The organism is Pseudomonas sp. KH_027 (assembly GCF_057838565.1).
Map to the genome: position 1 here is coordinate 2,096,290 of NZ_CM174470.1, position 26,163 is coordinate 2,122,452.

A 26,163-nucleotide genomic window follows, 5' to 3' on the forward strand; every position below is an offset into this window, starting at 1 on the left:
AGATGCGCAAATTCATTTCAGACAGTGACCAGCAGTACGGCGCCCAGCACCAGTACAGCACCACCGGCGATGGAGGCCGCGTACCAGCGCAGGTTGCCGGTTTCGGTGCGACTCATCAGCTTGTGCCCGCCCCGCGTCAGGCGCGGAATCAAGCCAATGCTGCGGTCGACGGGGTCCTGTGCGAGTAACTGGGTCAGCAACAGATAGGGTTTGACGAACAATTTGTCGTACAGCCAATCGAAACCCCAGGCGGCGAACCACCAGGCCGAGAGGACGCGCCCCGCTGCGCTGTTGGCGATGGCGCTGGCGAAGCGCCGCTTGCCGAGGAACAGCAACGCGGCGAGCAGGATACCGGCCAGGGCGATAGCGCCCGAGGCGATTTCCAGGCTGTGCTTGGCTTCGCCACCGGCATGGCCGACGCTCTGCGGCAACACGCCGGCCAGCGGTGGATGAATCCAGGCGCCGATGAAGGTCGACAGCACGATCAGCACGCCCAGCGGCAGCCAGTGGGTAATGCCGTGGCCTGCGTGCGCTTCGGTCTTGGCTTCACCGTGGAAGGTGATGAAGATCAGGCGGAAGGTATACAGCGAGGTCATAAAGGCGCCGAGCAGGCCGGCGTACAGCAGGCCGTTGTGGCCGCTGGCGAAGGCTTCCCAGAGGATCTCGTCCTTGGAGTAGAAGCCGGCGGTCAGCAGCGGCAGGGCCGCCAGGGCGGCACCACCGACGATGAAGCTGGTGTAGGCCAGTGGCAGTTTCTTCCACAGGCCGCCCATCTTGAAGATGTTCTGCTCGTGGTGGCAGGCGACGATCACCGCACCGGAGGCAAGGAACAGCAGGGCCTTGAAGAAGGCGTGGGTCATCAGGTGGAAGATCGCGCCTTCCCAGGCGCCGACGCCCAGGGCCAGGAACATGTAGCCGATCTGGCTCATGGTCGAGTAGGCGAGGATGCGCTTGATGTCGGTCTGTACCAGGGCAGCGAAGCCGGCCAGGACCAGGGTCACGCCACCGACGATGCCGACCAGGTGCAGGATGTCCGGCGCCAGGGCGAACAGGCCGTGGGTGCGGGCGATCAGGTAGACGCCCGCGGTGACCATGGTCGCCGCGTGGATCAGGGCCGAAACCGGGGTAGGGCCGGCCATCGCATCGGCGAGCCAGGTCTGCAGCGGCAGTTGGGCGGATTTACCGACCGCGCCACCGAGCAGCATCAGCGTCGCCAGCACCATCCAGGTATCGCCGGCCACGAACTTCTGCGGGGCCAGGACCAGCAGTTCCTGAATATTCAGGGTGCCGAGCTGAACGAACAGAATGAACAGGCCGATGGCCATGAACACGTCGCCGACGCGGGTGACGATAAAGGCCTTGAGCGCGGCGTTACCGTTGTTGCGGTTGCTGTAGTAGAAACCGATCAGCAGGTAGCTGCACAGGCCCACGCCTTCCCAGCCGAAGTACAGGAACAGCAGGTTATCGCCCAGCACCAGGAACAGCATGCTGGCGATGAACAGGTTGGTGTAGGCAAAGAAGCGCGAGTAGCCGGCTTCGCCGCGCATGTACCAGGAGGCGAACAGGTGGATCAGGAAGCCGACGCCGGTGACCACGCCGAGCATGGTCAGCGACAGCCCGTCCAGGTACAGGGTGAAGTTCGGCGCGAAGCCATCCACTGCCATCCACTGCCAGAGCAGCTGACTGTAGACGCCACCTTGCGGCGGGGCGACATTGAACTGCCAGATGATCCAGGCGGTGGTCAGGGCGGAGAGCCCGACCGAGCCCACGCCGATCAGCGCCGAGAAGTTTTCCGACCATCTGCCGCGCGAGAACGCCAGCAGCAGGAAGCCGATCAGGGGGAATAGGCACGTCAGGAATAGAAGGTTCATCCGCGCATCTCGCTGGCAGCGTCGATATCGAGGGTGTGGAAGCGGCGATACAGCTGCATCAGCACGGCCAGGCCGATGCTGGCCTCGGCCGCAGCCAAGCTCAGCACCAGAATGAACATGACCTGACCGTCAGGCTGGGCCCAGCGGCTGCCAGCGACGATAAAGGCCAAACCGGCGGCGTTCATCATGATCTCCAGGCTCATCAGCACGAAGAGGATGTTGCGGCGCACCATCAGGCCGACCAGGCCGAGGCAGAACAGCACCCCGGCAACGGCCAGGCCATGCTCCAGGGGAATTGAGTTCATCATCGAGTTCATCACTATTGTTCCTTCGCCTCGTGACGGCCGAGGTGGAAAGCCGCGACCACGGCGGCCAGCAGCAGCATGGAGGCGAGTTCGACGACCAGCAGGTAGGGGCCGAACAGGCTGATACCCACCGCTTTGGCGTCCACGGTCGTCTGGCCGATCGCACCCGCGCTGGGGTTGGCGAACAGCACATACAGCAGTTCAGCCAGCAGCAGCACCGAGAGCAGCGCGGGGCCGCCCCAGATCCCGGGCTTGAGCCAGGCGCGTTCCTGTTCGGAGGCGGCTGGGCCGAGGTTGAGCATCATCACCACGAAGACGAACAGCACCATGATCGCGCCAGCGTAGACGATGATCTCCAGCGCACCGGCGAACGGCGCGCCGAGGGCGAAGAAGGTCATCGACACGGCCATCAGCGAGATGATCAGGTAGAGCAGGGCGTGTACCGGATTGGTATTGGTGATCACCCGCAAGGTGGACACCACGGCGACGCCTGAAGCGAAGTAGAAAGCGAATTCCATGATCAATATCTCAAGACTGGCGCAAACAGCCCCCTCTCCCTTTGGGAGAGGGCTGCTGAGGCAAGGCAAACCGGGGTGAGGGCAAAGTAGTTCGTGCTCCCAAGCATCATGGCAACAACCCCTTGACGTTGATCGGCTGGGCTTCGTTCTGCGCGGCGCCTTTCGGCTTACCGGCGATGGCCAAACCGGCAACGCGATAGAAGTTGTAGTCCGGGTTTTTACCTGGGCCGGAAATCAGCAGGTCTTCCTTCTCGTACACCAGTTCCTGACGATTGAACTCAGCCATCTCGAAGTCCGGGGTGAGCTGGATCGCCGTGGTCGGGCAGGCCTCCTCGCACAGACCGCAGAAAATGCAGCGCGAGAAGTTGATGCGGAAAAACTCCGGATACCAGCGGCCGTCGTCGGTTTCGGCTTTCTGCAACGAGATGCAGCCTACCGGGCAGGCCACGGCGCAGAGGTTGCAGGCCACGCAGCGCTCTTCGCCGTCGGGGTCGCGGGTCAGGACGATACGGCCACGGTAACGCGGCGGCAGGTACACCGGCTCTTCCGGGTATTGCAGGGTGTCACGCTTGCGGAACGCATGGGAAAACACCATCACCAGGCTGCGCAACTGGGTATAGGTGCCATGCACGATGTCGAACAGATACTTGAGCATGGTCATTCTCCTTACTGAACCGCGCCGGCTGGTGTGTTGAGCAACACCAGCGCAGCGGTTACCAGCAAATTGATCAGGGTCAGCGGCAGGCAGAATTTCCAGCTGAAATCCATCACCTGGTCATAGCGCGGGCGCGGAATCGAGGCGCGCAGCAGGATGAACAGCATGATGAAGAAGCCGGTCTTGAGCGCGAACCAGACGAATGACAGCGACGGCAGGATATCGAACGGGCCGTGCCAGCCGCCGAAGAACAAGGTCACCAGCAGGGCCGAGATCAGCACGATGCCGATGTACTCGCCGACGAAGAACATGCCCCATTTCATCCCGGCATATTCGATGTGGTAGCCGTCGGCCAATTCCTGTTCGGCTTCCGGCTGGTCGAAGGGGTGACGGTGGGTCACGGCCACGCCGGCGATGAAGAAGGTACAGAAGCCGAAGAACTGCGGAATGATGAACCACAGGTGCTGGTTCTGGTACTCGACGATGTCGCGCATGTTGAACGAGCCAACCTGCGCCACGATGCCCATCAACGCCAGGCCCATGAACACTTCATAGGACACCGTTTGCGCCGAGGCCCGCAGGCTGCCGAGCAGGGCGAACTTGTTGTTGCTCGACCAACCGGCGAACAGCACGGCATACACCGACAGACCGGCCATGGCGAAGAAGAACAGCAAGCCGATGTTCAGGTCCGCGACGCCCCAGGTCGGGGTGATCGGGATGATCGCGAAGGCGATCAGCAGGGCGCTCATGGCTACCACCGGCGCCAGGGTGAAGATCACCTTGTCGGCGAACGGTGGCGTCCAGTCTTCCTTGAAGAACATCTTGACCATGTCGGCGGCGATCTGAAACATGCCGAACGGCCCGACCCGGTTCGGGCCGTAGCGATCCTGCCAGAGTGCTAGCAGGCGGCGTTCGACCCAGCTCAACAACGCGCCACAGACCACAACCGCGAGCAGAATCACAATGGCCCGGATCACGGCCAGAATCACGTCGATCACTTCTGGAGTCAGCCAACTCATCATTGCGCGGCCTCCTGCAGGGAATCGGCGGATTTGCCGGCGAGTGCTGGCGGAATTCCAGCCAAGCCAACAGGCAAGGCCACCAGACCGGCGCTCAGCTCTTCGCTGATACGCAGTGGCAGTCGCAGTGTTTTCCCAGCCACGTTCAGGCTGAGCATGGCGCCGTCATTCACACCCAGGCGATCCGCTTCGGATTTGGCCAGGGCCACATAGGGCTGTGGAATCCGCTCCTGCACCGGGGCGGAGCGGGAGGAGTTCTCCTCACTGCCGAACAGGTGATGGACGGGCACCACTTGCCAGGTGCCCGGCGCCGGGTTGAACGGTTGCGGCGCAGTGGCGAACCAGGGCAGGCCGTCACCCTTGGTTTCGATCAGGCGTGTACCCGGATCACCGGCACGCAGGTGACCGCCGACTTCGTCCTGGAACTTGTTCCAGGCTTGCGGCGAGTTCCAGCCTGGCGACCAGGCGAACGGAATCTGCTGACGGGGTTCGGCGGAACCCGAATAGCCTTCCATGGAGAAGGCGAATGCGCTGTCCTTGTCTTGCGAGGCGCGTGGCTCATGCACGCTGATGTCGGCACGCATGGCGGTACGGCCGCTGTAACGCAGCGGCTCGCGCGCCAGTTTCAGGCCTTTGATGCGGAATGCGGCGTTTGGCGCGGCACTGCGAATACCCGCCAGAATCGCCGTGCTGGCCGCGGTGGCTTCGGTGACGTGGTCAAGTTGGGTCCAGTCCACCGGCTGCTCCAGCAAGGTGCTGCGCAGGGCATGCAGCCAGCGCCAGCCTTCGTGAACCAGCACATTTGCATCGTAGTAAGTCGGGTCATAGACCTGGAAGAAACGCTGCGCGCGGCCTTCCTGGCTGACCAGGGTGCCATCGCCTTCGGCGAAGCTGGCAACCGGCAGCAGCAGATCGGCACGCGCGGTGGTGGCGGTTTGCTGGTGGTCGGCGACGATCACGACGTTGGCCGCCTGCAGGGCGGCATCGACCAGCGCGGTGTCAGCGCGGGTATACAGGTCGTTTTCCAGCACCACCAGCGCATCGGCCTTGCCAGAGGTCAGCGCGTGCAGCGCGGCATCCGCCGAGTCGCCGCCGAGCATGGCCAGCCCAAGGCTGTTGGCTTCGGCTACGACCAGGCTGAGGGAACCGTTCTTCTCGCGCAGCTTGAGTGCTTTGGCGATGTTCGCTGCCGCCTCGATCAAGGCTTTATTGCCCAGCGAGGTGCCGGCAATGATCAGCGGGCGCTTGGCGGCGAGCAGGGCTTTGGCGATGCGTTGGGCCAGTTCGCTGGCTTCGGCATCGAGATTGGCCACGGCTGGGGCGTTGGCATCCAAGGCATGGGCGACGGCAAAACCGATGCGGGCCAGATCGTCCGGCGCGGCGTGCACGCATTCTTCGGCAACGTCGTCGAGGCGCGTGGCATCCAGGCTGGCGATGAACAGCGGGTTCAGCGCGTGCTGACCAATGTTCTGTACCGCGGCGTTGAGCCACGGCTGAATCTTCATGGCGTCGGCCATGTCCTCGGCTTTGCCTTTGACCGTTTGGCGCAGGGCCAGGGCCATACGGGCGGCAGTCTGCGTCAGGTCTTCGCCAAGCACGAAAACGGCGTCGTGCTCTTCGATTTCGCGCATGTTCGGGATTGGCAGTGGGCTGTCTTGCAGCACTTGGAGCACAAGGCGAAGGTTATCCAGCTCATTGGCGCCGATGCCGGAGTAGAAATGCTCGGCCCCGACCAGCTCACGCAGGGCGTAATTGCTTTCCAGGCTGGCGCGTGGCGAACCAATGCCGACGATGTTGCGACCGCGCAGCAATTCAGCGGCTTTATCCAGAGCAGCATCCAGGCCCAGCTTGCTGTTCTCGGCAGTCAGCAGTGGCTGGCGCGGACGGTCTTCACGGTTGACGTAGCCATAACCGAAGCGGCCACGGTCGCAGAGGAAGTACTGGTTGACCGAGCCGTTGTAGCGGTTCTCGATGCGACGAATCTCGCCATAGCGCTCACCGGGGCTGATGTTGCAACCGCTGGAGCAGCCATGGCAGATACTCGGGGCGAACTGCATGTCCCACTTGCGGTTGTAGCGTTCGGAGTGGGTCTTGTCGGTGAACACTCCGGTCGGGCAGACCTCGGTGAGGTTGCCGGAGAATTCGCTTTCCAGGGTGCCGTCTTCAACGCGACCAAAGTACACGTTGTCGTGGGCGCCAAACACACCGAGATCGGTGCCGCCAGCGTAGTCCTTGTAGAAGCGCACGCAGCGGTAGCAGGCAATGCAGCGGTTCATTTCGTGGGAAATGAACGGGCCGAGCTGCTGGTTCTGGTGGGTACGTTTGGTGAAGCGATAACGGCGCTCATTGTGGCCGGTCATCACCGTCATGTCTTGCAGGTGGCAGTGACCGCCTTCCTCGCACACCGGGCAGTCGTGTGGGTGGTTGGTCATCAGCCATTCAACGACGCTGGCGCGGAACTGCTTGGCTTCCTCGTCGTCGATGGAAATCCAGCTGTTATCGGTGGCCGGTGTCATGCAGGACATGACCAGGCGACCACGCTTGTCGTTTTCATCGCTGTACTGCTTCACCGCGCATTGGCGGCAGGCCCCGACGCTACCGAGCGCCGGATGCCAGCAGAAGTAGGGGATGTCGAGGCCGAGGGAAAGACATGCCTGTAGCAGGTTGTCCGCACCGTCGACTTCGAGCGCTTTGCCGTCTACGTGGATAGTGGCCATATTCAAGTTTCTTCGTTGGCCCGTCGCAGAGTCTGTGAAAACTGAGCGGGATGACCCGTGTGGTTCATCGTCGCTGATCCGGTTTTCGCAACACTCTCCTGGCGGGCTTGGCTAATAGAATCACGGTTCGATCCGGGGCCAGAGTGCACTGGCCACCGTTTCATAAAGTCTTACGCGCTGACCACCTGGGCCGGCACGGCCGGGCTGCTCTGACGGGCGATACCCGCTTCGAACTCCGGCCGGAAGTATTTGATCGCGCTGCCCAGCGGCTCCACGGCGCCCGGTGCGTGCGCACAGAAGGTCTTGCCTGGGCCGAGGAAGTTGACCAGGCCCTCGAGGGTTTCGATGTCGCCGGGTTGCCCTTGGCCACTCTCGATCGCCCGCAGCACCTTGACACTCCACGGCAAACCGTCGCGGCAAGGGGTGCAGAAACCGCAGGATTCGCGCGAGAAGAATTCTTCCATGTTGCGCAACAGCGACACCATGTTGACGCTTTCGTCCACCGCCATGGCCAGGCCGGTGCCCATGCGGGTACCGACTTTGGCGATCCCGGCGGCGTACATCGGCGCGTCCAGGTGTTCCGGCAGCAGGAAGCCGGTACCGGCGCCGCCTGGCTGCCAGCATTTGAGCTTGAAGCCGTCGCGCATGCCGCCGGCGTAGTCCTCGAACAGCTCGCGAGCCGGCACACCGAATGGCAGTTCCCACAGGCCGGGGTTTTTCACCTTGCCGGAAAAGCCCATCAGCTTGGTGCCCATGTCTTCACTGCCCGGACGCGCCAGGGATTTGTACCAGTCGACGCCGCTACCGACGATCGCCGGCACATTGCACAGGGTTTCGACGTTGTTCACGCAGGTCGGCTTGCCCCACACGCCAACGGCGGCCGGGAAGGGCGGCTTGGAGCGCGGGTTGGCGCGGCGGCCTTCGAGGGAGTTGATCAGTGCGGTTTCTTCACCGCAGATGTAGCGCCCGGCACCGGTGTGGACGAACAGCTCGAAATCAAAGCCGCTACCGAGGATGTTCTTGCCGAGCAGGCCGGCGGCCTTGGCTTCCTCGACGGCGCGATTGAGGTTGGCCGCCGCGTCGACGTACTCGCCGCGCAGGAAGATGTAGCCGCGATAGGCTTTCAGCGCACGGGCGCTGATCAGCATGCCTTCGATCAGCAGATGCGGCAGCTGCTCCATCAGCATGCGGTCTTTCCAGGTGTTCGGTTCCATCTCGTCCGCGTTGCACAGCAGGTAGCGGATGTTCAGGGACTCGTCCTTGGGCATCAGCCCCCACTTCACGCCCGTGGGGAAGCCGGCGCCACCACGACCCTTGAGGCCGGAGTCTTTGACGGTCTGCACGATCTCGTCCTGGGACATCTCGGCGAAGGCTTTGCGTGCGGCGGTGTAGCCATCCTTGGCCTGGTATTCGTCGAGCCAGACCGGCTGGGCATCGTCGCGCAGACGCCAGGTCAGCGGATGAGTCTCAGCCGTGCGGGTGATCAGGTTGGCAGGGCCGAAGGACGTCAGGCGGGTAGTTGAAGCGGACGTCATACGTAGGCCTCCAGCAGTTTGGCTACGCCATCGGGCTGTACGTCGCCGAAGGTGTGGTCGTCGATCATCAACGCCGGGGCCTTGTCGCAGTTGCCCAGGCAGCACACCGGCAGCAGGGTGAAGCGGCCGTCTGTGGTGGTCTGGCCGAGGCCGATACCGAGTTGCTGCTGAATGCTGCTGACCACCGACTCATGGCCGCCGATGTAGCAGACCATGCTGTCGCAGACGCGGATGATGTGGCGGCCGACGGGCTGGCGGAAGATCTGACTATAGAAGGTCGCCACGCCTTCGACGTCGCTGGCCGGGATGCCGATGACTTCGCCGATGGCGGCAATGGCGCCATCGGGCACCCAGCCACGGGCTTTCTGCACGATCTTCAGCGCTTCGATGGAGGCCGCGCGCGAGTCTTCGTAGTGATGCAGCTCATGCTCGATGGCCGAACGCTCGGCATCGCTGAGGGTGAAACGGTCGGTTTGAATCAGCGTGGTAGTCATAATCAGCGGTCCACGTCGGCCATAACGAAGTCGATACTGCCCAGGTACGCGATCAAGTCCGCGACCATGCTGCCGCGGATCACCGAAGGAATCTGCTGCAGGTGCGGGAAGCTCGGGGTGCGAATCCGGGTGCGGTAGCTCATGGTGCCGCCGTCGCTCGTCAGGTAATAACTGTTGATGCCCTTGGTCGCTTCGATCATCTGGAAGCTTTCGTTGGCCGGCATCACCGGGCCCCAGGAAACTTGCAGGAAGTGCGTGATCAAGGTTTCGATGTGCTGCAGCGTGCGCTCTTTCGGCGGTGGCGTGGTCAGCGGGTGGTCGGCCTTGTACGGGCCTTCCGGCATGTTGCGCAGGCACTGGTCGATGATGCGGATGCTCTGACGCATTTCTTCCACACGCACGATGCAGCGGTCATAGGCGTCGCCGTTCACTGCCAGCGGCACGTCGAACTCGAAGTTCTCGTAACCGGAGTAGGGGCGGGCTTTACGCAGGTCGAAGTCCAGGCCGGTGGAGCGCAGGCCGGCGCCGGTGACGCCCCATTCCAGCGCCTCCTTGGTGTTGTACTGGGCGACGCCGATGGTCCGGCCGCGCAGGATGCTGTTTTTCAGCGCGGCCTTCTCGTACTCGTCGAGGCGCTTGGGCAGCCAGTCGACGAAGTCCTTGACCAGACGGTCCCAGCCACGCGGCAGGTCGTGGGCGACGCCGCCGATGCGGTACCAGGCCGGGTGCAGGCGGAAACCGGTGATGGCTTCGATCACGGTGTAGGCGCGCTGGCGGTCGGTGAAGGTGAAGAACACCGGGGTCATGGCGCCGACGTCCTGGATATAGGTACCCAGGAACAGCAGGTGGCTGGTGATGCGGAAGAACTCGGCCATCATGATGCGGATGACGTCGACCTTCTCCGGCACCTTGATGCCGGCCAGCTTCTCGACCGAGAGCACGTACGGCAGGTTGTTCATCACCCCGCCGAGGTAGTCGATGCGGTCGGTGTAGGGAATGAAGCTGTGCCAGGATTGGCGCTCGGCCATCTTCTCGGCGCCACGGTGGTGGTAACCGACCTCCGGCACGCAGTCGACGATCTCTTCGCCATCCAGCTGCAGGATGATGCGGAAGGCACCGTGGGCGGAAGGGTGGTTCGGCCCGAGGTTGAGGAACATGTAGTCCTCGTTCGCGCCGTGGCGTTTCATGCCCCAATCTTCGGGCTTGAAGCGCGCGGCTTCCTCTTCCAGGTTCTGTTTGGCGACCGAGAGGCTGAACGGATCGAATTCGGTGGCGCGCGCCGGGTAATCCTTGCGCAGCGGGTGACCTTCCCAGGTCGGTGGCATCATGATCCGGGTCAGGTGCGGGTGACCGGTGAAGGTGATGCCGTACATGTCCCAGACTTCGCGCTCGTACCAGTTGGCGTTGGGCCAGATAGGGGTGGTGGTCGGCAGGTTCAGGTCGCCCTCGGACAAGCCGACCTTGATCATTACGTCACTATTACGTTCGATCGACATCAGGTGGTAGAACACCGTGAAGTCGGCGCCGGGCAGGCCGCGACGCTGGGTGCGCAGGCGCTCGTCGACACCGTGCAGGTCGTACAGCATGACGTAGGGCTTGGGCAACTGACGCAGGAAGGTCAGTACTTCTATCAGGCGCTCGCGGGCAACCCACAGCACCGGCATGCCGGTACGGGTCGCCTGGGCCGTGAAGGCCTCGGCGCCAAAGCGGGAATTCAATTCTACGACGACGTCTTGGTCGTCAGCCTTGTAAGGCGGGATGTACAGAGCGGTGTCTGCAGTCATGGTCTCGGTCGCTTTCAGTCAACGTAAAGGGTGAGTCAGGCGTTCTTGTGGAAACAGCGAGATCACACTTCGTCGGGGCTGCGCAGGTTGGTAACCTGAATACGCTGTTCGCGGCGTGCATCCTTTTGCGACGGCATGTCGGCGCGGTAAACGCCTTGATCGCCGACGACCCAGGAAAGTGGGCGACGCTCCTGGCCAATCGACTCCTGCAGCAGCATCAAAGCTTGCAGAAAGGCTTCGGGGCGTGGAGGGCAGCCAGGCACATAGACGTCCACCGGGAGGAATTTATCGACCCCCTGGACGACCGAGTAAATGTCGTACATGCCGCCCGAGTTGGCGCACGAGCCCATGGAGATCACCCACTTGGGTTCGAGCATCTGCTCATAGAGACGCTGAATGATAGGCGCCATTTTGATGAAGCAGGTGCCGGCGATCACCATGAAGTCGGCCTGACGCGGTGAGGCACGAATCACTTCGGCGCCAAAGCGGGCGATGTCATGGGGGGCGGTGAAGGCAGTGGTCATCTCCACGTAGCAGCAGGACAGACCGAAGTTGTACGGCCACAGGGAGTTCTTGCGTCCCCAGTTGACCGTCGAATTCAGCACGTCCTGCAGTTTGCCCATGTAGATGTTGCGGTGGACCTGGCCTTCTAGCGGATCGGGAACCGTCTCCCGCTCGCCGATCGGATACTGCTCGTTAGGCGCATCCGGGTCGATCCTGGTGAGTTTGTATTGCATCGCCAAAGCCTCATTGTTTTAGCTTCGCCTGCCGCTTGCGGCGACCTTCGGGAGCCCAATCGAGGGCCCCGATGCGCCAAAGGTAGACAAGACCTGCCAACAGAATTGCTATAAAAACTGTAGCTTCAATAAAGCCGGCCCAGCCGCTTTCGCGAACGGACACCGACCAGGCGAAGAGAAAGAGGGCTTCAACGTCGAAGATCACGAAGAGCATCGCGACCAGATAGAATTTTGCCGACAGGCGCAAGCGCGCCGTGCCGGTAGGCAGCATGCCGGATTCGAAGGGTTCGTTCTTGCTCCGGCCCCAGGCCTTGCTACCGAGCAGGCTGGATACGCCGAGCATGAAGGCGCACAGGCCTACGACACCCAGAAGGAAAATAGCGAAGCCCCAGTTGTGGGACATAGTGACGACAGCTTCAGCAGGCATGCCGGTACTCCTTAGACAAGGAACGGCGATTTCATTAAAAGTGGAAGTTGCGGGTAGCTAGTGCTTAGCCAGCAATCTATTTCACTAATTTTATGCGTGTCTGCCTTAGTAAGTAAATTTTTCCTTATAAAAAATTAACTTAGCGGCCAAGTTATAGCCTTTGGACTCAGCTCCAGGCTAGAAGGGCCGGGCTTGTGCGGCGGTCTACGGCCTTGGTCGACTAGCCATGGGTTGCCAGCGTATGAAGTGGGATTTAATTGAGGATGATATTCATTATTATTAAGTCTCTTGCACTTTCACTATAAAGCCGAGTTGCTGATTTATGTTGGCGCGGGAAACAACGGTTCAGCTTTGCTGCCGAGTCCTGTAGTCGAATCAGCTGCCGCTGACCTGTAATCAGCTCCGGGCAAGGACCGTCCTGCTGCTGTTCGCCGGGCTTGGCTGGGGTCGTTGTCATCTCTCCAGAGTGAGGCGCTCAGCGCTTTTTACTTGCGAGCCGGGCAGCAATGACCATGCAGGGCCGGGCCATACAGGGGCTTGGGCAGTTTGTGGGTGGCGGTGACGACGCGATCCAGGCGATTGCTGGCGGGTATTGCCGATTACTGTGCAGATGGCCGAGGTGTAGCTGGCGGCGAGTCTGTCCCAGGGAAAGTGACCGGCCAGGGCCGGCCGGTCACGCACATCTGGCATTTCGGCCAGTGTTCAGAGCAGGCGGCGGTTGTCCTCGCGGGTGATGATCACCGTTGCCGAGCGTGGCCGTTTGCCCGGGCCGTCCGGCCAGGTACTGAGCAGGTTGGTGGCGGTGGAGCCTTCGCCGGGGTGCTGGATGTTGATGAACAGCGTGCGCAGATCTGGCGTGGCGGCGATGCCGGTGATTTCCGCGCCTGACGGGCCGACCAGGAAGCGCTTGATCTCGCCGCTTTTAGGGTCAGCCACCAGCATCTGGTTGTTGCCGAAGGGCCCCGTGCTCAGTTGGCTGCCACTCATGTCGGTTTGAATCCACAGCCGGCCCTCATCGTCAAACCAGAGCCCGTCCGGGCTGGCGTGCATGTTGCTCGCGTCCAGCGGAGCACCCTTTGGCCCACGGCTGTCGCTTTGTGGGCCGGCGAGCAGGAACAGGCCCCAGTCGAAGCGCAGCCCAGTGTGGTCGCGGGATTGTTCCCGCCAGCGAAGGATATGCCCGTAGGCGTTGGCCGGGCGCGGGTTGGCGGCATCTGGCGCAGTGCGGGCGGTGTTGTTGGTCAGGGTGAAATAGACTTCGCCGGTATCCGGGTTCACGGCTCCCCATTCCGGGCGATCCATCTTGGTGGCGCCGAGGATGTCGGCGGCCAGGCGGGTGTTGATCAGCACCTCGCCTTGATCGGCGAAGCTGACGCCAGCGCTGACGCAGGCCGCCTGGAAACGCGAGTCGTGGATATCCAGCGGCAGCCATTCGCCGCTGCTGTCGGCGTTGAAGCGGGCGACGTAGAGCGTTCCTTCATCGAGCAGGTGGCCGTTGCTGCGTCCGGGTCGGAATTTATCGCGGCTCACGTATTTGTAGATGTATTCGTTCTGCGAGTCGTCGCCGGAATAGCAAACCACCCGCTTGCCGGACTTGACCGGGGCGAAGATCAGGCCTTCGTGGGCGAAGCGGCCGAGGGCCGTGCGTTTGACCGGTACCGAGTCTGGATCGAACGGGTCGATCTCGACGATCCAGCCGAAGTTGTTCGGCTCGTTGCGGTAGTCGCCAGTGGCATCGACGCTTTTGCGGGTGGCATCGAAACGCTCGAATTCATCGCCGGGCAGGGTGTCCCAACCGAAGCGGCTGGTGCTGCGCAGACCGTAACGCTTCAGTTCGCGCGGCAGTTCGGCGTCGCGGGTGGCGAAGTAGCCGGCCCAGTTCTCTTCGCAGGTCAGGTAGGTGCCCCAGGGCGTGTAGCCATTCGAGCAGTTGTTCTGGGTGCCGCGGGTCGCTTTGCCCTCGGGGCTGTAGCGGGTGCGCAGCAGGGCGTGGCCACGCGCCGGGCCGCGGATCTGCATCGGGGTGGCGGCGGTGATGCGGCGGTTGCGGGCGCTGGGCAGGACTTCCCATTCGCCGCGCACGTTGCGGCGGATCTCCACCACCGAAACGCCATGGGCGTTGATTTCCTTGCGCACTTCCTCGGCGCTTACGCGCTTGCCGTTCACGCTGGTCGGGCCGTTGGGGTGCAGCAGCGGCGCATCGATGTATTCGTGGTTGAGTACCAGCAGGCCGTGGTCACTTTTATGGCCGTTGCCGCGTTGCGCGTCCATCGGGAAGAAATGCATGCCGTCGTGGTGCATGCCGACTTGTTCCGCCTGGTCCTGGGCGCTGTTGCTGGCGTCATCGAGAAATGCCGGGTAGCGGCCGGTGATGGGCGTGCCCCAGGGGATGAACGGGGTGGCCTTGTAGCCGGCGGGCACCGTGATGCTGTCGGCGCGGTTAATGGCCACGGCGGTAAAGGGCAGGCGCGTGCGCGGTTTGAATGGAAAGCCCAGGGCTTGGCTGGAGGGGTCGGCGGCCTGCGCGGTGTCGGGCAAGCTGACGCCGAGAAAGGCCAGGGCGCCAAGTGCCGCACCGCCTGCCAGCACCTGGCGGCGCCCGAGGTCTGCAATCAGCGTGTTGATATGCGGGTTGTTGGAGTGGTTGCTGGGTAACTCATCGCCGTTACCAAATAATGCGCTGTCTTTGTTGTCGGGGTTCACGATTCGGCTCCTCAGGGCTAGTTGACGGAACCTTGACGCTAATGGCGAAAAGCGACGAAGTAATGACAGCGCCTGTGCGCTTTCGCACAAAAAACCCAAACCGCCCGATGGCGGCTTTTCTGACCTTGTGGCTGAGGGCTTCGTGAGGCAATGGGTGTTGAGCGTGACGCTTGCCGTGGCGAGCCGGTAACCCTCAATTGGCGGGCACAAAAAAGGCGAGCCGAAGCTCGCCTTTTTCTTACACCTCAAGCCGAAGCTTGATGAATCAATTCATGCTGGTTCGCAAGCGAATCAGTGGAACTGGTTCATGGTGTTGTCTTTACCGCTGGCCTTCAGAGCCGCTTCGCCAGCGAAGTACTCTTTATGGTTGTCGCCCAGGTCGGAACCAGCCATGTTCTGGTGCTTCACGCAAGCGATGCCTTGACGCAGCTCTTGACGTTGAACGCCTTTCACGTAGGCCAGCATGCCCTGGTCTGCGAAGTACCCTTTGGCCAGGTTGTCGGTGGACAGCGCGGCGGTGTGGTAGGTCGGCAGGGTGATCAGGTGGTGGAAGATACCTGCTTCACGGGAGCCATCACGCTGGAAGGTGCGGATCATTTCGTCAGCACGAACAGCCAGTTCGGTTTCGTCGTAGTCGATGCTCATCAACTTGGCGCGGTCGTAGGCGGAAACGTCTTTGCCTTCGCCAACCATGATGTCGAACATTTGCTGACGGAAATTCAGGGTCCAGTTGAAGGACGGGCTGTTGTTGTACACCAGCTTGGCGTTCGGGATCACTTTACGGATCTCGTTAACCATGGCGGCGATCTGGCCAACGTGCGGCTTCTCGGTTTCGATCCACAGCAGGTCGGCGCCGTTCTGCAGCGAAGTGATGCAGTCCAGTACGCAGCGCGCTTCACCGGTGCCAGCGCGGAACTGGAACAGGTTGGAAGGCAGGCGCTTCGGACGCAGCAGTTTGCCGCCGCGGTTGATCACCACGTCGCCATTGCCCAGGTCGGCAGCGGACACTTCTTCGCAATCCAGGAACGAGTTGTACTGGTCGCCCAGGTCGCCCGGCTGCTTGGTTACAGCGATTTGCTTGGTCAGGCCGGCACCCAGGGAGTCGGTACGGGCAACGATCACGCCGTCGTCGATACCCAGCTCAAGGAACGCGTAACGAACAGCGTTGATCTTGGCGAGGAAGTCTTCGTGCGGAACGGTGACTTTGCCGTCTTGGTGGCCGCACTGCTTCTCATCGGAAACCTGGTTTTCGATCTGGATGCAGCACGCACCGGCTTCGATCATCTTCTTGGCCAGCAGGTAGGTGGCTTCCGGGTTACCGAAACCTGCGTCGATGTCGGCAATGATCGGTACTACGTGAGTTTCGAAGTTGTCGATCTGAGCCTGGATTTCAGCGGCCTTGGCGTCGTCGCCAGCGGCGCGGGCAGCATCCAGGGCGGTGAACAGCAGGTCCAGCTCACGGGCGTCGGCTTGGCGCAGGAAGGTGTACAGCTCTTCGATCAGGCCGGAAACCGCGGTTTTCTCATGCATGGACTGGTCGGGCAGCGGGCCGAAGTCGGAACGCAGCGCAGCAACCATCCAGCCGGACAGGTAGAGGTAACGCTTGTCGGTAGTCTTCAGATGTTTCTTGATCGAAATCATCTTCTGCTGACCGATGAAACCGTGCCAGCAGCCCAGGGACTGGGTGTATACAGAAGTGTCGGCATCGTACTCAGCCATGTCTTTGCGCATGATGGCTGCGGTGTACTTGGCGATATCCAGGCCAGTCTTGAAGCGGTTCTGAGTGCGCATGCGAGCGACGGACTCAGGGTTGATGGCGCTCCAGCTGTTGCCGGCCTTTTCTTTCAGGGCAGCAACGGCTTTGATGTCGTTTTGATAAGCTGACATGGTCAATCCTTCAAAGTTGATGATTGGTTGAGCACGAAACTTCCCACCCAAAACCTAATGTGCAGAAAAGTTTTGTAGCGGGCTGTGTACTGCAGGCGCCGAAATATCGACCGGGACGAGGTGAAGCCAAGGAGGGGATGAAAGCCTGACAGTTCGATGACGACAGCTGCTTTGCGCTTACCGGCTCGTGGCTGCCGTTGGGCGACTCAGCGGGCTGAATCTGTCTATCTGGCTGAAAGGTAAAACGCTTCCCCGTCCCTCAGGACAACTTCGTTCCAGTCGCAATCTCGTCAACTGCCTTTTGAGCGGTAAAACACGGATCGAGTCCGCGGTAAGCGGAGTGCGATCCGGAGGCCCATGCTAGGGCCCCTGATTAGCGGGAGCGGGGCAATGATGCCTTCCGCAAACGGCTTCGTCAAACGTTTTGTAGTGCTTTTTTTTCACTACTACATAATGACTGCGTGCGACCGGGCGGTCACGTGCGGGGTGCTGTTAGTCCACTGCGTCGACCTTCAGTCGTAACGTCATGTCTTCGCGACCCTGGGTCGAGCGATGCTGCAGAAAACCACTCTGGCTGCCTTGCGAGTCCTCGTTGACGCCGCCAAGGGTGATCCATTCGCCAAGCCGGCCGGTGACACGGGTGTCGGTGCTTTGCACGTTGATCGCGCCGGGCAGGGTCTGGCTGAGGCGGTCGTTGTTGCTGCTGATGCTGACATGCACCAGATCGCCGGTGAGGCTGGCGGTGACGTAGAAGCCACGGGTGACATCGCGGTATTCGGTGTTGTTGTAGACGCGCCCGTACGGGTCGGTCGTGCTGCTGGTCAGCGGTACGCTCTGGCCGACCTGGATCAGCGCCGGATAACCCTCGGTGGCCTGCACCTGCTGAGTGCCGCCGTTACGGCTCTGGGTGCTGCGGCGAATGATGCGCACCTGGTCGCGACCGTTGATTTCGCCTTGGCCGGCCTGGATGTCCACCCCGCCAGCACTCGCCGAGCCATTTACCGAATAGCCGCGGTCATCCTGGTAGTTCGAGTCGCTGGTATCGACGCTGATCAGCAGCCGTCTGGGCTGGGTATCCAGTTGCTGGAGCAGTTGCCGTACTTCCTGGATTTTCGCCGGTGGCGCGTTGACGACCAATTGGTTGCCATAGGTGCTCACCCGGCCTTCATTGCCGAGGACGGATTGCACCACGGATAGCACGTCTTCGGCGGTGCGGTAGTTCAGCGCGATGACCTCGGTCGCGGCCAGCAGCGGCAGGCTGATACTCAGCAGCAGGGCGGCGAGTAGGGCGCGTGGGGTCATAACAGAAAGCTCCGCAGGTCGGGGTCGCTGATGCTGGTGTCCCAGGCTTGGTCGAACTGCGTTTGCCGCAATCGCACGCGCGCCGGGTCGTGGTAGAGCGCGTAGCCGGCATATTCGCCGGGTTCGGGGCGCAGGAATAGGCCGTTGCCGTCCGCCAGCAGGAAACTGATTTGTTCGCTGGGGTAGCTTGGGTGCAGCTTGCGGATCTGCAGGTTGCTGGGCAGCCGACGGGCGAGTTGCAGCAGGCGGTGGCCTTCTTTCACCGCGCGGCTGCAGTCGCGCAACAGAATCCTCAGGCGGTTCTTCGGGTGGGCCAGGAGAAAGCGGGTGCAGGCTTCCTGCACGCTGCTGTGGTGGTAGAGCCAGGGTTCGAGATCGCTGCTGTAGAGGCATAGGCTGCGCTGGGCCTGTTGCAGCATTGCCAGAGCATGGGCGCGCGCTTCTGCCGGCAGGCTGAAGCGCTGCAGTGGCTGGTCGTTGCCGAGGATGAAGGGGGCGGGCTCCCAGCGCTCGGGTTCTGCGGCTGTCGCGGCTGGGTTGTGCACGCTGAAACGCCCCGGTGACTGGAATTCGATGGCTGGCAGTTCTACTGGTTCGGCATCGTTTTCAGCTGGCGGGGCGTTTTCGTCGTTCATCTTGACCTCAGTTGCTGTGGCGCACCATGTCCACATGGGGAATGCCGGCGTCGAGGAATTCGCCACTGACTATGGTGAAGCCTAGTCGCTCATAGAAGGGCGTGGCGTGTACTTGGGCGCTGAGCATCTGCTCTTTCAGGCCACGGCGCTCGGCTTCGGCGATCACGGCGTGCATCAGGGCATCGCCAACCTTCAGGCCGCGCCAGTCTTTGAGGACTGAAACGCGGCCGATGTGGCCGTCCGGCAGCAGGCGCGCGGCGCCAATCGCATAGTCGCCATCCAGCGCCAGGAAGTGCACGGCACCGGCGTCTTCGGCATCCCACTCGAGTTCCGGTGGTACGGCCTGTTCGGCGATGAACACGGTTTCACGAATGCGGCGCAAATCGGCGTTGTCTTTCTGCCAGTTGGCGACCCGTACGTGGATTTGACTACTCATCGGCAAACTCCAGACTTCCCTGTATGACCAGTTCGCGTAGCAGATTACGCCCCTCGTCGTTGGCCAGCCATTGGCCAAGGTTTTCGATATGTAACGCCTCGGCGGCACAGATCAACTTCAGCAGCTCGCGCAGGCTGGCGGACAGCAGGCGGCTTTGACCGCTGGCGAACAGCACCAGGTCTTCACCGACTTCGGACCAGGCCAGGCGGGCGCTGGGGTTGCGCACCAGTACGGCGCCATCTTCCAGGCTGCTGAGCAGTTCTTCTTCGTTCAGCTCGGTGCCGGCAACCAGTTCGGGGTAGCGCGGCTCGGTCATGAACTGGCCGAACCAGGTCATCAGCAGGCGCTCGTCGCCCATGTGTTCGGCGAGCAGGGCCTTGAGGCGGTCCAGCGAGTCGCGTTGGATCTGGTGCGGGTCGCTGGTTGGCGCGGCGCCGGCATCGCTGTAGCGTTCTTCGTCGGGCAGGAACTGGCCGAGAAAGTCGGTGAAATGGGTCAGTACTTCAGCGGCGCTTGGTGCGCGGAAGCCCACGGAATAAGTCATGCAGTCGTCCTCGGCAATGCCGTAGTGAGCCAAACGTGGCGGCAGATAGAGCATGTCGCCGGGCTCCAACACCCATTCGTCGGTCTGTTCAAAGTTGGCCAGGATGCGCAAGTCGGCATGCGCCAGCAGCGGGCTGTCGGCATCGCATGTCTGGCCGATTTTCCAGCGCCGTTGTCCTTGGCCCTGAAGAAGAAATACGTCGTAGTTGTCGAAATGCGGGCCAACGCCGCCGCCGGGCGTGGCAAAGCTGATCATCACGTCGTCGATGCGCCAGCTCGGCAGGAAACGGAAATGCTGCAGCAGTTCGGCGACGTCGGGCACGAATTGATCGACCGCTTGCACCAGCAGGGTCCAGTCGCGCTCGGGCAGGGTCGTGAAATCGTCTTCGGCGAACGGGCCGCGGCGCAGCTCCCAGGGGCGCTCGCCATGCTCGAGGACCAGGCGCGATTCGACTTCCTCTTCGAGGGCGAGGCCGGCCAGTTCGTCGGCGGAAATCGGGCTTTCGAAGTCCGGTAGCGCCTGGCGAACCAGCAGTGGCTTCTTCTGCCAGTAGTCGCGCATGAATTCGCGCGCCGTAATGCCGCCCAGAAGTTGAAGAGGAGTATCAGGATTCATGTCTAAGCCCTTGAATTGGATCTAAGCCCTTAAATAAAAACGCCCGGCACAGCCGGGCGTGCAAAAGGCTGGTAGCGGTCAGATACGCTTGGCCTGGGCCGCGGCATTGCCTGCGTAGCCGGCTGGGGTCAGCGCTCTGAGTTGCACCTTGGCGTCGGCTGGGATGGCCAGGTCGTCGATAAAGCTTTGCAGGGCTTCGGCGCTGATGCCTTTGCCACGGGTCAGCTCCTTGAGCTTCTCGTAGGCGTTTTCCACGCCGTAGCGGCGCATCACGGTCTGGATCGGTTCGGCCAGCACTTCCCAGCAGGCGTCCAGGTCATCAGCTATTTTCTGAGCATTGAGCTCCAACTTGCTGATTCCCTTGAGGCTGGCTTCGTAAGCGATGACGCTGTGGGCAAAGCCGACGCCGAGGTTGCGCAGTACGGTGGAGTCGGTCAGGTCGCGCTGCCAGCGTGAGATCGGCAGCTTGCTGGCCAGGTGTTGGAGCAGTGCGTTGGCGATACCCAGGTTGCCTTCGGAGTTTTCGAAGTCGATCGGGTTGACCTTGTGCGGCATGGTCGACGAGCCGATTTCGCCGGCGATGGTGCGCTGCTTGAAATAGCCGAGGGAGATGTAGCCCCAGATATCGCGGTCGAAGTCGATCAGGATGGTGTTGAAGCGCGCCACGGCATCGAACAGCTCGGCGATGTAGTCGTGCGGCTCGATCTGGGTGGTGTAGGGGTTGAAGCCCAGGCCCAGTTCCTGTTCGATGAATTCGCGGGCGTTGGCTTCCCAGTCGATGTCCGGGTAGGCCGACAGGTGCGCGTTGTAGTTGCCGACAGCGCCATTGATCTTGCCCAGCAGCGGTACGGCAGCCACTTGGGCGATCTGCCGTTCGAGGCGATAGACGACGTTGGCCAGTTCCTTGCCCAGCGTGGTCGGCGAGGCCGGCTGGCCGTGGGTGCGCGACAGCATCGGCACGTCGGCGAAGCGCACGGCCAGTTCGCGGATCGAGTCGGCGAGCTGGCGCATCAGGGGCAGCAGTACGCCGTCGCGGCCTTCACGCAGCATCAGGGCGTGGGACAGGTTGTTGATGTCCTCGCTGGTGCAGGCGAAGTGAATGAACTCGCTGACGTTGGCCAGTTCCGGCAGCTTCGCCGCTTGCTCCTTGAGCAGGTATTCCACGGCTTTGACGTCGTGGTTGGTCGTGCGCTCGATCTCTTTCACGCGCTCGGCGTGCTCCAACTGGAAGTCTTCGGCCAGCGTGTTGAGCAGGGCGTTGGCTTGCGCGGAGAAGGGCGCGACTTCCGGGATGCCGGTATGCGCGGCCAGGCGCTGCAGCCAGCGAACTTCAACCATGACGCGAAAGCGGATCAGGCCGTATTCGCTGAAGATTGGGCGCAAAGCGCTGGTTTTGCTGGCGTAGCGGCCATCAACGGGGGATACCGCGGTGAGCGAGGAGAGCTGCATGGGGCGTTCTCGGACAGTCGGGCGACGAAAAGGGGCGCGAATTATACATGAAAAACACGGTTGGGCCGCGTTGCCCGATCAGCGTTCGGCGCGCCGCGTTGGACGCGCCGGCAGGCTGGCGCTGAAAGCCAGCCCGGGCGGTCCCAGGTTATAAGTTGTGGATATGGCGGCCTGGCTGGCGACCGTGGCGCGCATGGCTCAGCCGCGCAACAGCGGGTAGAGGTCTTTGAGCAGCTTGCGGCGGCTGATCACCAGTTGCCAGCGATGGCCGCCGAGTTGGCGCCACAGGCGGGCGGAGCGAATGCCGGCGAGCAGCAGGGCGCGAATTTTCGAGGCGTTGCTCGGTTGCTGCAAATTGCGCATGTCGCCGTGCACCTGGATGCGCTGGCGAAAGGTGCTCAGGGTGTCCTGGTAGAGGCCGCCGCTGGCGGCGATGACGTTCTCGTGCACCAGGCCAAAATGCTGCACCTGCTGCTGGATTTGGTCGAGACGGCTGCCGATGACCTGCAGCATGTCCTCGCGCTTGGCCAGCTTGCGCTCCAGGCCGAGCAGGGCCAGGGCGTAACGCAGTGGTTCGCGCTGCAGGCTGGCGGGGTCGCGTTCCAGCGCGCTGATCAGCGCGCGGTAGCCATTGCGCAGGTTGAGGTCGTCGCCTCCGTAGACCTCCAGGGTGCTCTTCGGGTCGCGAACCATCAGGCTGCCAAGCATGCAGCCGAGCGAGGCCTCGCTGATCTGACCGGTACGTGCAACCTGGTCGACGAGGAAGGCGGCTTCGAATACGCCGCCGAGGGCGACCAGTTGTTCCTGTGTCGGCGTCATGCGCGCTTTTCCTTGCTGCTCCAGGGTTCGGCTGTTTCGATCACGCCGCCGCCGAGGCAGATTTCGCCGTCGTAGAACACTACGGACTGGCCGGGTGTCACCGCGCGCTGGGGCATGGCGAATGCGGCGCGGTAGCCGTTGGCGGTTTTCTCCAGGGTGCAGGCCTGGTCGCTCTGGCGGTAGCGCACTTTGGCCGTCAGTTGTCGCGGGGTGCTCAGGTCGATGGGGTTGACCCAGTAGATGCCCGAGCACAGCAGCGCGCTGGAGAACAGCCAGGGGTGCTCATTGCCTTGGCCGACGACCAGTACGTTGCGTTCGAGATCCTTTATCAGTACATACCAGGGCTCTTCGCCGGCGTCCTTGAGGCCGCCGATGCCCAGGCCCTGGCGCTGGCCGATGGTGTGGTACATCAGGCCGTGGTGGCGACCGATGATTTCGCCTTCGGTGGTCTCGATGTTGCCCGGCTGAGCGGGCAGGTATTGCTTGAGGAAGTCGCTGAAGCGGCGTTCGCCGATAAAGCAGATGCCAGTGGAGTCCTTCTTCTTCGCGGTGGCCAGCGCATGCTGTTCGGCGATGGCGCGCACGGCCGGTTTCTCCAGTTCGCCAACCGGGAACAGGGTCTTGGCCAGCTGTTCGCCGCCGACCGCGTGCAGGAAGTAGCTCTGGTCCTTGTTCGGGTCGAGGCCTTTGAGCAGCTCGGTACGGCCGTCGCGGTCGCGGCGGCGCACGTAGTGGCCGGTGGCGATCAGGTCGGCGCCGAGCATCAGGGCATAATCGAGGAAGGCTTTGAACTTGATCTCGCGGTTGCAGAGGATGTCCGGGTTCGGCGTGCGTCCGGCCTTGTATTCGGCGAGGAAGTGCTCGAACACGTTGTCCCAGTACTCAGCGGCGAAGTTGGCGGTGTGCAGCTTGATGCCAATCTTGTCGCAAACGGCCTGGGCATCGGCCATGTCGTCCATGGCGGTGCAGTATTCAGTGCCGTCGTCCTCTTCCCAGTTCTTCATGAACAGGCCTTCCACCTGATAACCCTGCTCCAGGAGCAGAAGGGCGGAAACGGAAGAGTCGACACCGCCGGACATGCCGACGATCACGCGCTTTGGGGTTGAATCAGGCATAGGGATTTAGGCGAGGTGACGTTGGAAAAAAGCAATTCTATCAGGCGAGGTTGCCGAACGGCGATTTAAGCCGCGCCGCGCAGCAGCGTCAGTGCAAAGCGTTCGCCAGCCAGGTAGTCGTCGATGCAGCGCAGCACCAACTCGCTGCGCCAGCGCTCGGGTTGGGCGGCCAGCTCGGCGCGGGTCAACCAGCGCGGGCCGATGATCCCGTCATCCAGCGGATGCTCGGGGCGTTGTTGCAGCGGCCGGGCGGCAAAGCAGATACGCTGGTAGGTCACGCCGTTGCTCGGGGCGGTATAGAGGTAAATGCCGATCACCGCCGTCAGTTCCACGTCCCAACCGGTTTCTTCGAGGGTCTCGCGTAAAGCCGCCTGTATCAGACTTTCGTCGGCTTCCAAGTGGCCGGCGGGTTGATTAAATACAGCGCGGCCGTCGGCCATCTCCTCGACCAGCAGAAAGCGTCCTTGATCTTCGACCACTGTGGCGACGGTAACGTGAGGGGTGAAGCGCATGTGAAGCTCCTTGTGGGCGGGGGTGCAATCTTAACCGGCACGCCGGTGGGCGGCGAGAAAAGGCAATCCTGGGATGAGCTGCTAGGATGAATTGCGCCTTGTTCGAAGGATTTTGTAGCGCTTTTGTAGTTTGACTACAAAGGTGTGTCGGGAGCCGACTTGGCGCGGTCTATAGCGGTGATTCGCGCAACCAGATAATGGAAAAGTGCGTGACTTTCTGTAGAAAAACTACAAGAATGGCCCGCCTTTCCGAGACCTAAAAAGATCCATTCGGCGCGCCATACGCGCGGCGGGATGTCAGACCACGAGAGCAACGGAGTCCAGCATGGGATACCAAAAGATCCAGGTGCCAGCAACCGGTGACAAAATCACCGTAAATGCCGATATGTCCCTGAACGTACCGAACAATCCGATCATCCCTTACATCGAGGGTGATGGCATTGGCGTTGATATCAGCCCAGTCATGATCAAGGTCGTTGACGCTGCTATCGAAAAAGCCTACGGCGGCAAGCGCAAGATCTCCTGGATGGAAGTCTACGCCGGCGAAAAAGCCACCCAGGTCTATGACCAGGATACTTGGCTGCCCAAAGAAACCCTGGAAGCCGTGCGCGACTACGTGGTCTCCATCAAGGGCCCACTGACCACGCCGGTTGGCGGCGGTATTCGCTCGCTGAACGTGGCGCTGCGCCAAGAGCTCGACCTGTATGTCTGCCTGCGCCCGGTGCGCTGGTTCACCGGTGTGCCAAGCCCGGTCAAGAAGCCGCAAGATGTCGACATGACCATCTTCCGCGAGAACTCCGAAGACATTTACGCCGGTATCGAGTGGAAAGCCGGCTCGCCGGAAGCGGAAAAGGTCATCAAGTTCCTCAAAGAGGAAATGGGCGTCAAGAAGATCCGCTTCGATACCGATTGCGGTATCGGCATCAAGCCGGTCTCCAAGCAGGGCACCCAGCGTTTGGTACGCAAGGCGCTGCAGTACGTGGTCGATAACAACCGCGATTCGCTGACCATCGTGCACAAAGGCAACATCATGAAGTTCACCGAAGGTGCCTTCAAGGATTGGGGCTACGAAATCGCCAAGAACGAATTCGGCGCGGAACTGCTGGATGGCGGTCCTTGGATGCAGTTCAAGAACCCGAACACCGGCAAGAACGTCATCGTCAAGGACGCCATCGCCGACGCCATGCTGCAGCAGATCCTGCTGCGTCCGGCCGAGTACGATGTGATCGCGACCCTGAACCTGAACGGTGACTACCTCTCCGACGCTCTGGCGGCTGAAGTGGGCGGTATCGGCATCGCGCCGGGCGCCAACCTGTCCGACAACATTGCGATGTTCGAAGCCACCCACGGCACGGCACCGAAATACGCCGGCAAAGACCAGGTGAACCCGGGTTCGCTGATCCTTTCCGCGGAAATGATGCTGCGCCACATGGGCTGGCTGGAAGCGGCCGACCTGATCATCAAGGGTGTCAATGGCGCGATCTCGGCCAAGACCGTGACCTATGACTTCGAACGCTTGATGGAAGGCGCCACGCTGCAGTCCTGCTCGCAGTTCGGCGATGCCATGATCACTCACATGTGAGCTGATTAGCGGCAACAAAAAAAGGCCGGTCATTTGACCGGCCTTTTTTATGCTTTCGAGCGCTGGACGGTTGTCAGGCCTCGGTCGTTGCGCCCTGTGACTGGCTGGCAGTCGCGGGTATTTCAGTCGATAGTGCGATCGAGTTGATATTGACGGCGTGCAGCCCTTTTGGGCCCTGGATAATGTCGAAGCTTACCGGTTGGCCAGCTTTGAGCGTCTTATAGCCGTCCATCTGGATTGCCGAGTAGTGGGCGAACAGGTCCTCATCTCGGCCGTCAGCCAGGATAAATCCATAGCCCTTGGCGTTGTTGAACCACTTGACCTTACCGCTAAGCATGCTGATATCCCTCTGCAAAGACCCCCACCACTGGGGTATCATCCATTACGTTTCCGCGCGCGCATCAGCCGACGTGGCAAGGGCGCGGATCCCTAATACCCGTGAACGGGTATCATTTGGTTGTAACACCGTTTTACTGATAGTCAAGGCAATGCTGTGACCGTC

At 61.7% G+C, this 26,163-nt stretch carries 23 protein-coding genes; 1 reads left to right on the plus strand and 22 read right to left on the minus strand.

Annotation, left to right across the window (positions count from 1 at the left end):
* Positions 1-17: 17 nt before the first annotated feature.
* The 21 genes from nuoL to AC3IYG_RS09995 all read right to left on the minus strand — a co-directional run bounded on the left by nuoL (position 18) and on the right by AC3IYG_RS09995 (position 24,079).
* Entirely contained in the window at positions 18-1,871 is a 1,854-nt protein-coding gene (gene nuoL, locus AC3IYG_RS09895; protein WP_489313583.1) for an NADH-quinone oxidoreductase subunit L, read from the minus strand.
* Positions 1,868-2,176, minus strand: coding sequence for an NADH-quinone oxidoreductase subunit NuoK (nuoK, locus tag AC3IYG_RS09900; RefSeq protein ID WP_137819251.1), 309 nt, complete (start codon positions 2,174-2,176; stop codon positions 1,868-1,870). Before nuoK ends, nuoL begins: the two co-directional genes overlap by 4 nt.
* Positions 2,177-2,190: 14 nt before the next feature.
* The gene (gene nuoJ, locus AC3IYG_RS09905) at positions 2,191-2,694 is read right to left on the minus strand and encodes an NADH-quinone oxidoreductase subunit J (protein WP_489313584.1); all 504 of its coding nucleotides are present in this window, start codon (positions 2,692-2,694) and stop codon (positions 2,191-2,193) included.
* 106 nt (positions 2,695-2,800) lie between these two features.
* Complete coding sequence (nuoI, locus tag AC3IYG_RS09910) at positions 2,801-3,349, minus strand: NADH-quinone oxidoreductase subunit NuoI (protein WP_489313585.1); 549 nt, start codon at positions 3,347-3,349, stop codon at positions 2,801-2,803.
* An 11-nt stretch (positions 3,350-3,360) separates the two neighbouring features.
* The gene (gene nuoH / locus AC3IYG_RS09915; RefSeq protein ID WP_489313879.1) at positions 3,361-4,368 is read right to left on the minus strand and encodes an NADH-quinone oxidoreductase subunit NuoH; all 1,008 of its coding nucleotides are present in this window, start codon (positions 4,366-4,368) and stop codon (positions 3,361-3,363) included.
* A complete protein-coding gene (nuoG, locus tag AC3IYG_RS09920) occupies positions 4,368-7,085 on the minus strand; it encodes an NADH-quinone oxidoreductase subunit NuoG (protein ID WP_489313586.1) in 2,718 nt (905 codons plus the stop codon). The genes nuoH and nuoG overlap by 1 nt, the downstream gene beginning before the upstream one ends.
* 170 nt (positions 7,086-7,255) lie before the next feature.
* A complete protein-coding gene (nuoF, locus tag AC3IYG_RS09925; protein ID WP_489313587.1) occupies positions 7,256-8,620 on the minus strand; it encodes an NADH-quinone oxidoreductase subunit NuoF in 1,365 nt (454 codons plus the stop codon).
* Positions 8,617-9,114 (minus strand): NADH-quinone oxidoreductase subunit NuoE, encoded by a 498-nt coding sequence (gene nuoE / locus AC3IYG_RS09930; RefSeq protein ID WP_489313588.1) that lies wholly within the window; start codon positions 9,112-9,114, stop codon positions 8,617-8,619. Before nuoE ends, nuoF begins: the two co-directional genes overlap by 4 nt.
* A gap of 2 nt (positions 9,115-9,116) precedes the next feature.
* Positions 9,117-10,898, minus strand: a complete 1,782-nt coding sequence (gene nuoC / locus AC3IYG_RS09935) for an NADH-quinone oxidoreductase subunit C/D (RefSeq protein ID WP_489313589.1) — start codon at positions 10,896-10,898, stop codon at positions 9,117-9,119.
* A gap of 62 nt (positions 10,899-10,960) precedes the next feature.
* Complete coding sequence (locus AC3IYG_RS09940) at positions 10,961-11,635, minus strand: NuoB/complex I 20 kDa subunit family protein (protein WP_119952130.1); 675 nt, start codon at positions 11,633-11,635, stop codon at positions 10,961-10,963.
* A 10-nt stretch (positions 11,636-11,645) separates the two neighbouring features.
* The gene (locus AC3IYG_RS09945) at positions 11,646-12,038 is read right to left on the minus strand and encodes an NADH-quinone oxidoreductase subunit A (RefSeq protein ID WP_489313880.1); all 393 of its coding nucleotides are present in this window, start codon (positions 12,036-12,038) and stop codon (positions 11,646-11,648) included.
* Between the two features lie 726 nt (positions 12,039-12,764).
* The gene (locus AC3IYG_RS09950) at positions 12,765-14,765 is read right to left on the minus strand and encodes a PhoX family protein (protein WP_489313590.1); all 2,001 of its coding nucleotides are present in this window, start codon (positions 14,763-14,765) and stop codon (positions 12,765-12,767) included.
* A gap of 291 nt (positions 14,766-15,056) precedes the next feature.
* The gene (locus AC3IYG_RS09955; RefSeq protein ID WP_489313591.1) at positions 15,057-16,652 is read right to left on the minus strand and encodes an isocitrate lyase; all 1,596 of its coding nucleotides are present in this window, start codon (positions 16,650-16,652) and stop codon (positions 15,057-15,059) included.
* Between the two features lie 492 nt (positions 16,653-17,144).
* Positions 17,145-17,954, minus strand: a complete 810-nt coding sequence (locus tag AC3IYG_RS09960; RefSeq protein WP_489313592.1) for a secretin N-terminal domain-containing protein — start codon at positions 17,952-17,954, stop codon at positions 17,145-17,147.
* Complete coding sequence (locus tag AC3IYG_RS09965) at positions 17,951-18,589, minus strand: DUF7931 domain-containing protein (protein ID WP_489313593.1); 639 nt, start codon at positions 18,587-18,589, stop codon at positions 17,951-17,953. Before AC3IYG_RS09965 ends, AC3IYG_RS09960 begins: the two co-directional genes overlap by 4 nt.
* Before the next feature lie 7 nt (positions 18,590-18,596).
* Positions 18,597-19,025 (minus strand): GNAT family N-acetyltransferase, encoded by a 429-nt coding sequence (locus tag AC3IYG_RS09970; RefSeq protein WP_489313594.1) that lies wholly within the window; start codon positions 19,023-19,025, stop codon positions 18,597-18,599.
* Complete coding sequence (locus tag AC3IYG_RS09975; RefSeq protein ID WP_489313595.1) at positions 19,018-20,184, minus strand: ribosomal protein uL16 3-hydroxylase; 1,167 nt, start codon at positions 20,182-20,184, stop codon at positions 19,018-19,020. The genes AC3IYG_RS09970 and AC3IYG_RS09975 overlap by 8 nt, the downstream gene beginning before the upstream one ends.
* A 78-nt stretch (positions 20,185-20,262) precedes the next feature.
* The gene (gene purB / locus AC3IYG_RS09980) at positions 20,263-21,633 is read right to left on the minus strand and encodes an adenylosuccinate lyase (protein ID WP_489313596.1); all 1,371 of its coding nucleotides are present in this window, start codon (positions 21,631-21,633) and stop codon (positions 20,263-20,265) included.
* A 198-nt stretch (positions 21,634-21,831) separates the two neighbouring features.
* On the minus strand, positions 21,832-22,452 hold the full coding sequence (hflD, locus tag AC3IYG_RS09985) for a high frequency lysogenization protein HflD (RefSeq protein WP_489313597.1): 621 nt from the start codon (positions 22,450-22,452) through the stop codon (positions 21,832-21,834).
* Positions 22,449-23,567, minus strand: a complete 1,119-nt coding sequence (gene mnmA / locus AC3IYG_RS09990; RefSeq protein ID WP_489313598.1) for a tRNA 2-thiouridine(34) synthase MnmA — start codon at positions 23,565-23,567, stop codon at positions 22,449-22,451. Before mnmA ends, hflD begins: the two co-directional genes overlap by 4 nt.
* Before the next feature lie 65 nt (positions 23,568-23,632).
* The gene (locus tag AC3IYG_RS09995; RefSeq protein ID WP_489313599.1) at positions 23,633-24,079 is read right to left on the minus strand and encodes an NUDIX hydrolase; all 447 of its coding nucleotides are present in this window, start codon (positions 24,077-24,079) and stop codon (positions 23,633-23,635) included.
* A 325-nt stretch (positions 24,080-24,404) separates the two neighbouring features.
* Here AC3IYG_RS09995 and icd point away from each other — a divergent pair, with 325 nt between their 5' ends.
* The gene (gene icd, locus AC3IYG_RS10000; RefSeq protein ID WP_489313600.1) at positions 24,405-25,661 is read left to right on the plus strand and encodes an NADP-dependent isocitrate dehydrogenase; all 1,257 of its coding nucleotides are present in this window, start codon (positions 24,405-24,407) and stop codon (positions 25,659-25,661) included.
* 73 nt (positions 25,662-25,734) lie between these two features.
* Here the strand turns inward: icd and cspD are convergent, their stop codons facing one another.
* Complete coding sequence (gene cspD / locus AC3IYG_RS10005) at positions 25,735-25,998, minus strand: cold shock domain-containing protein CspD (protein ID WP_489313601.1); 264 nt, start codon at positions 25,996-25,998, stop codon at positions 25,735-25,737.
* Positions 25,999-26,163 lie beyond the last annotated feature (165 nt).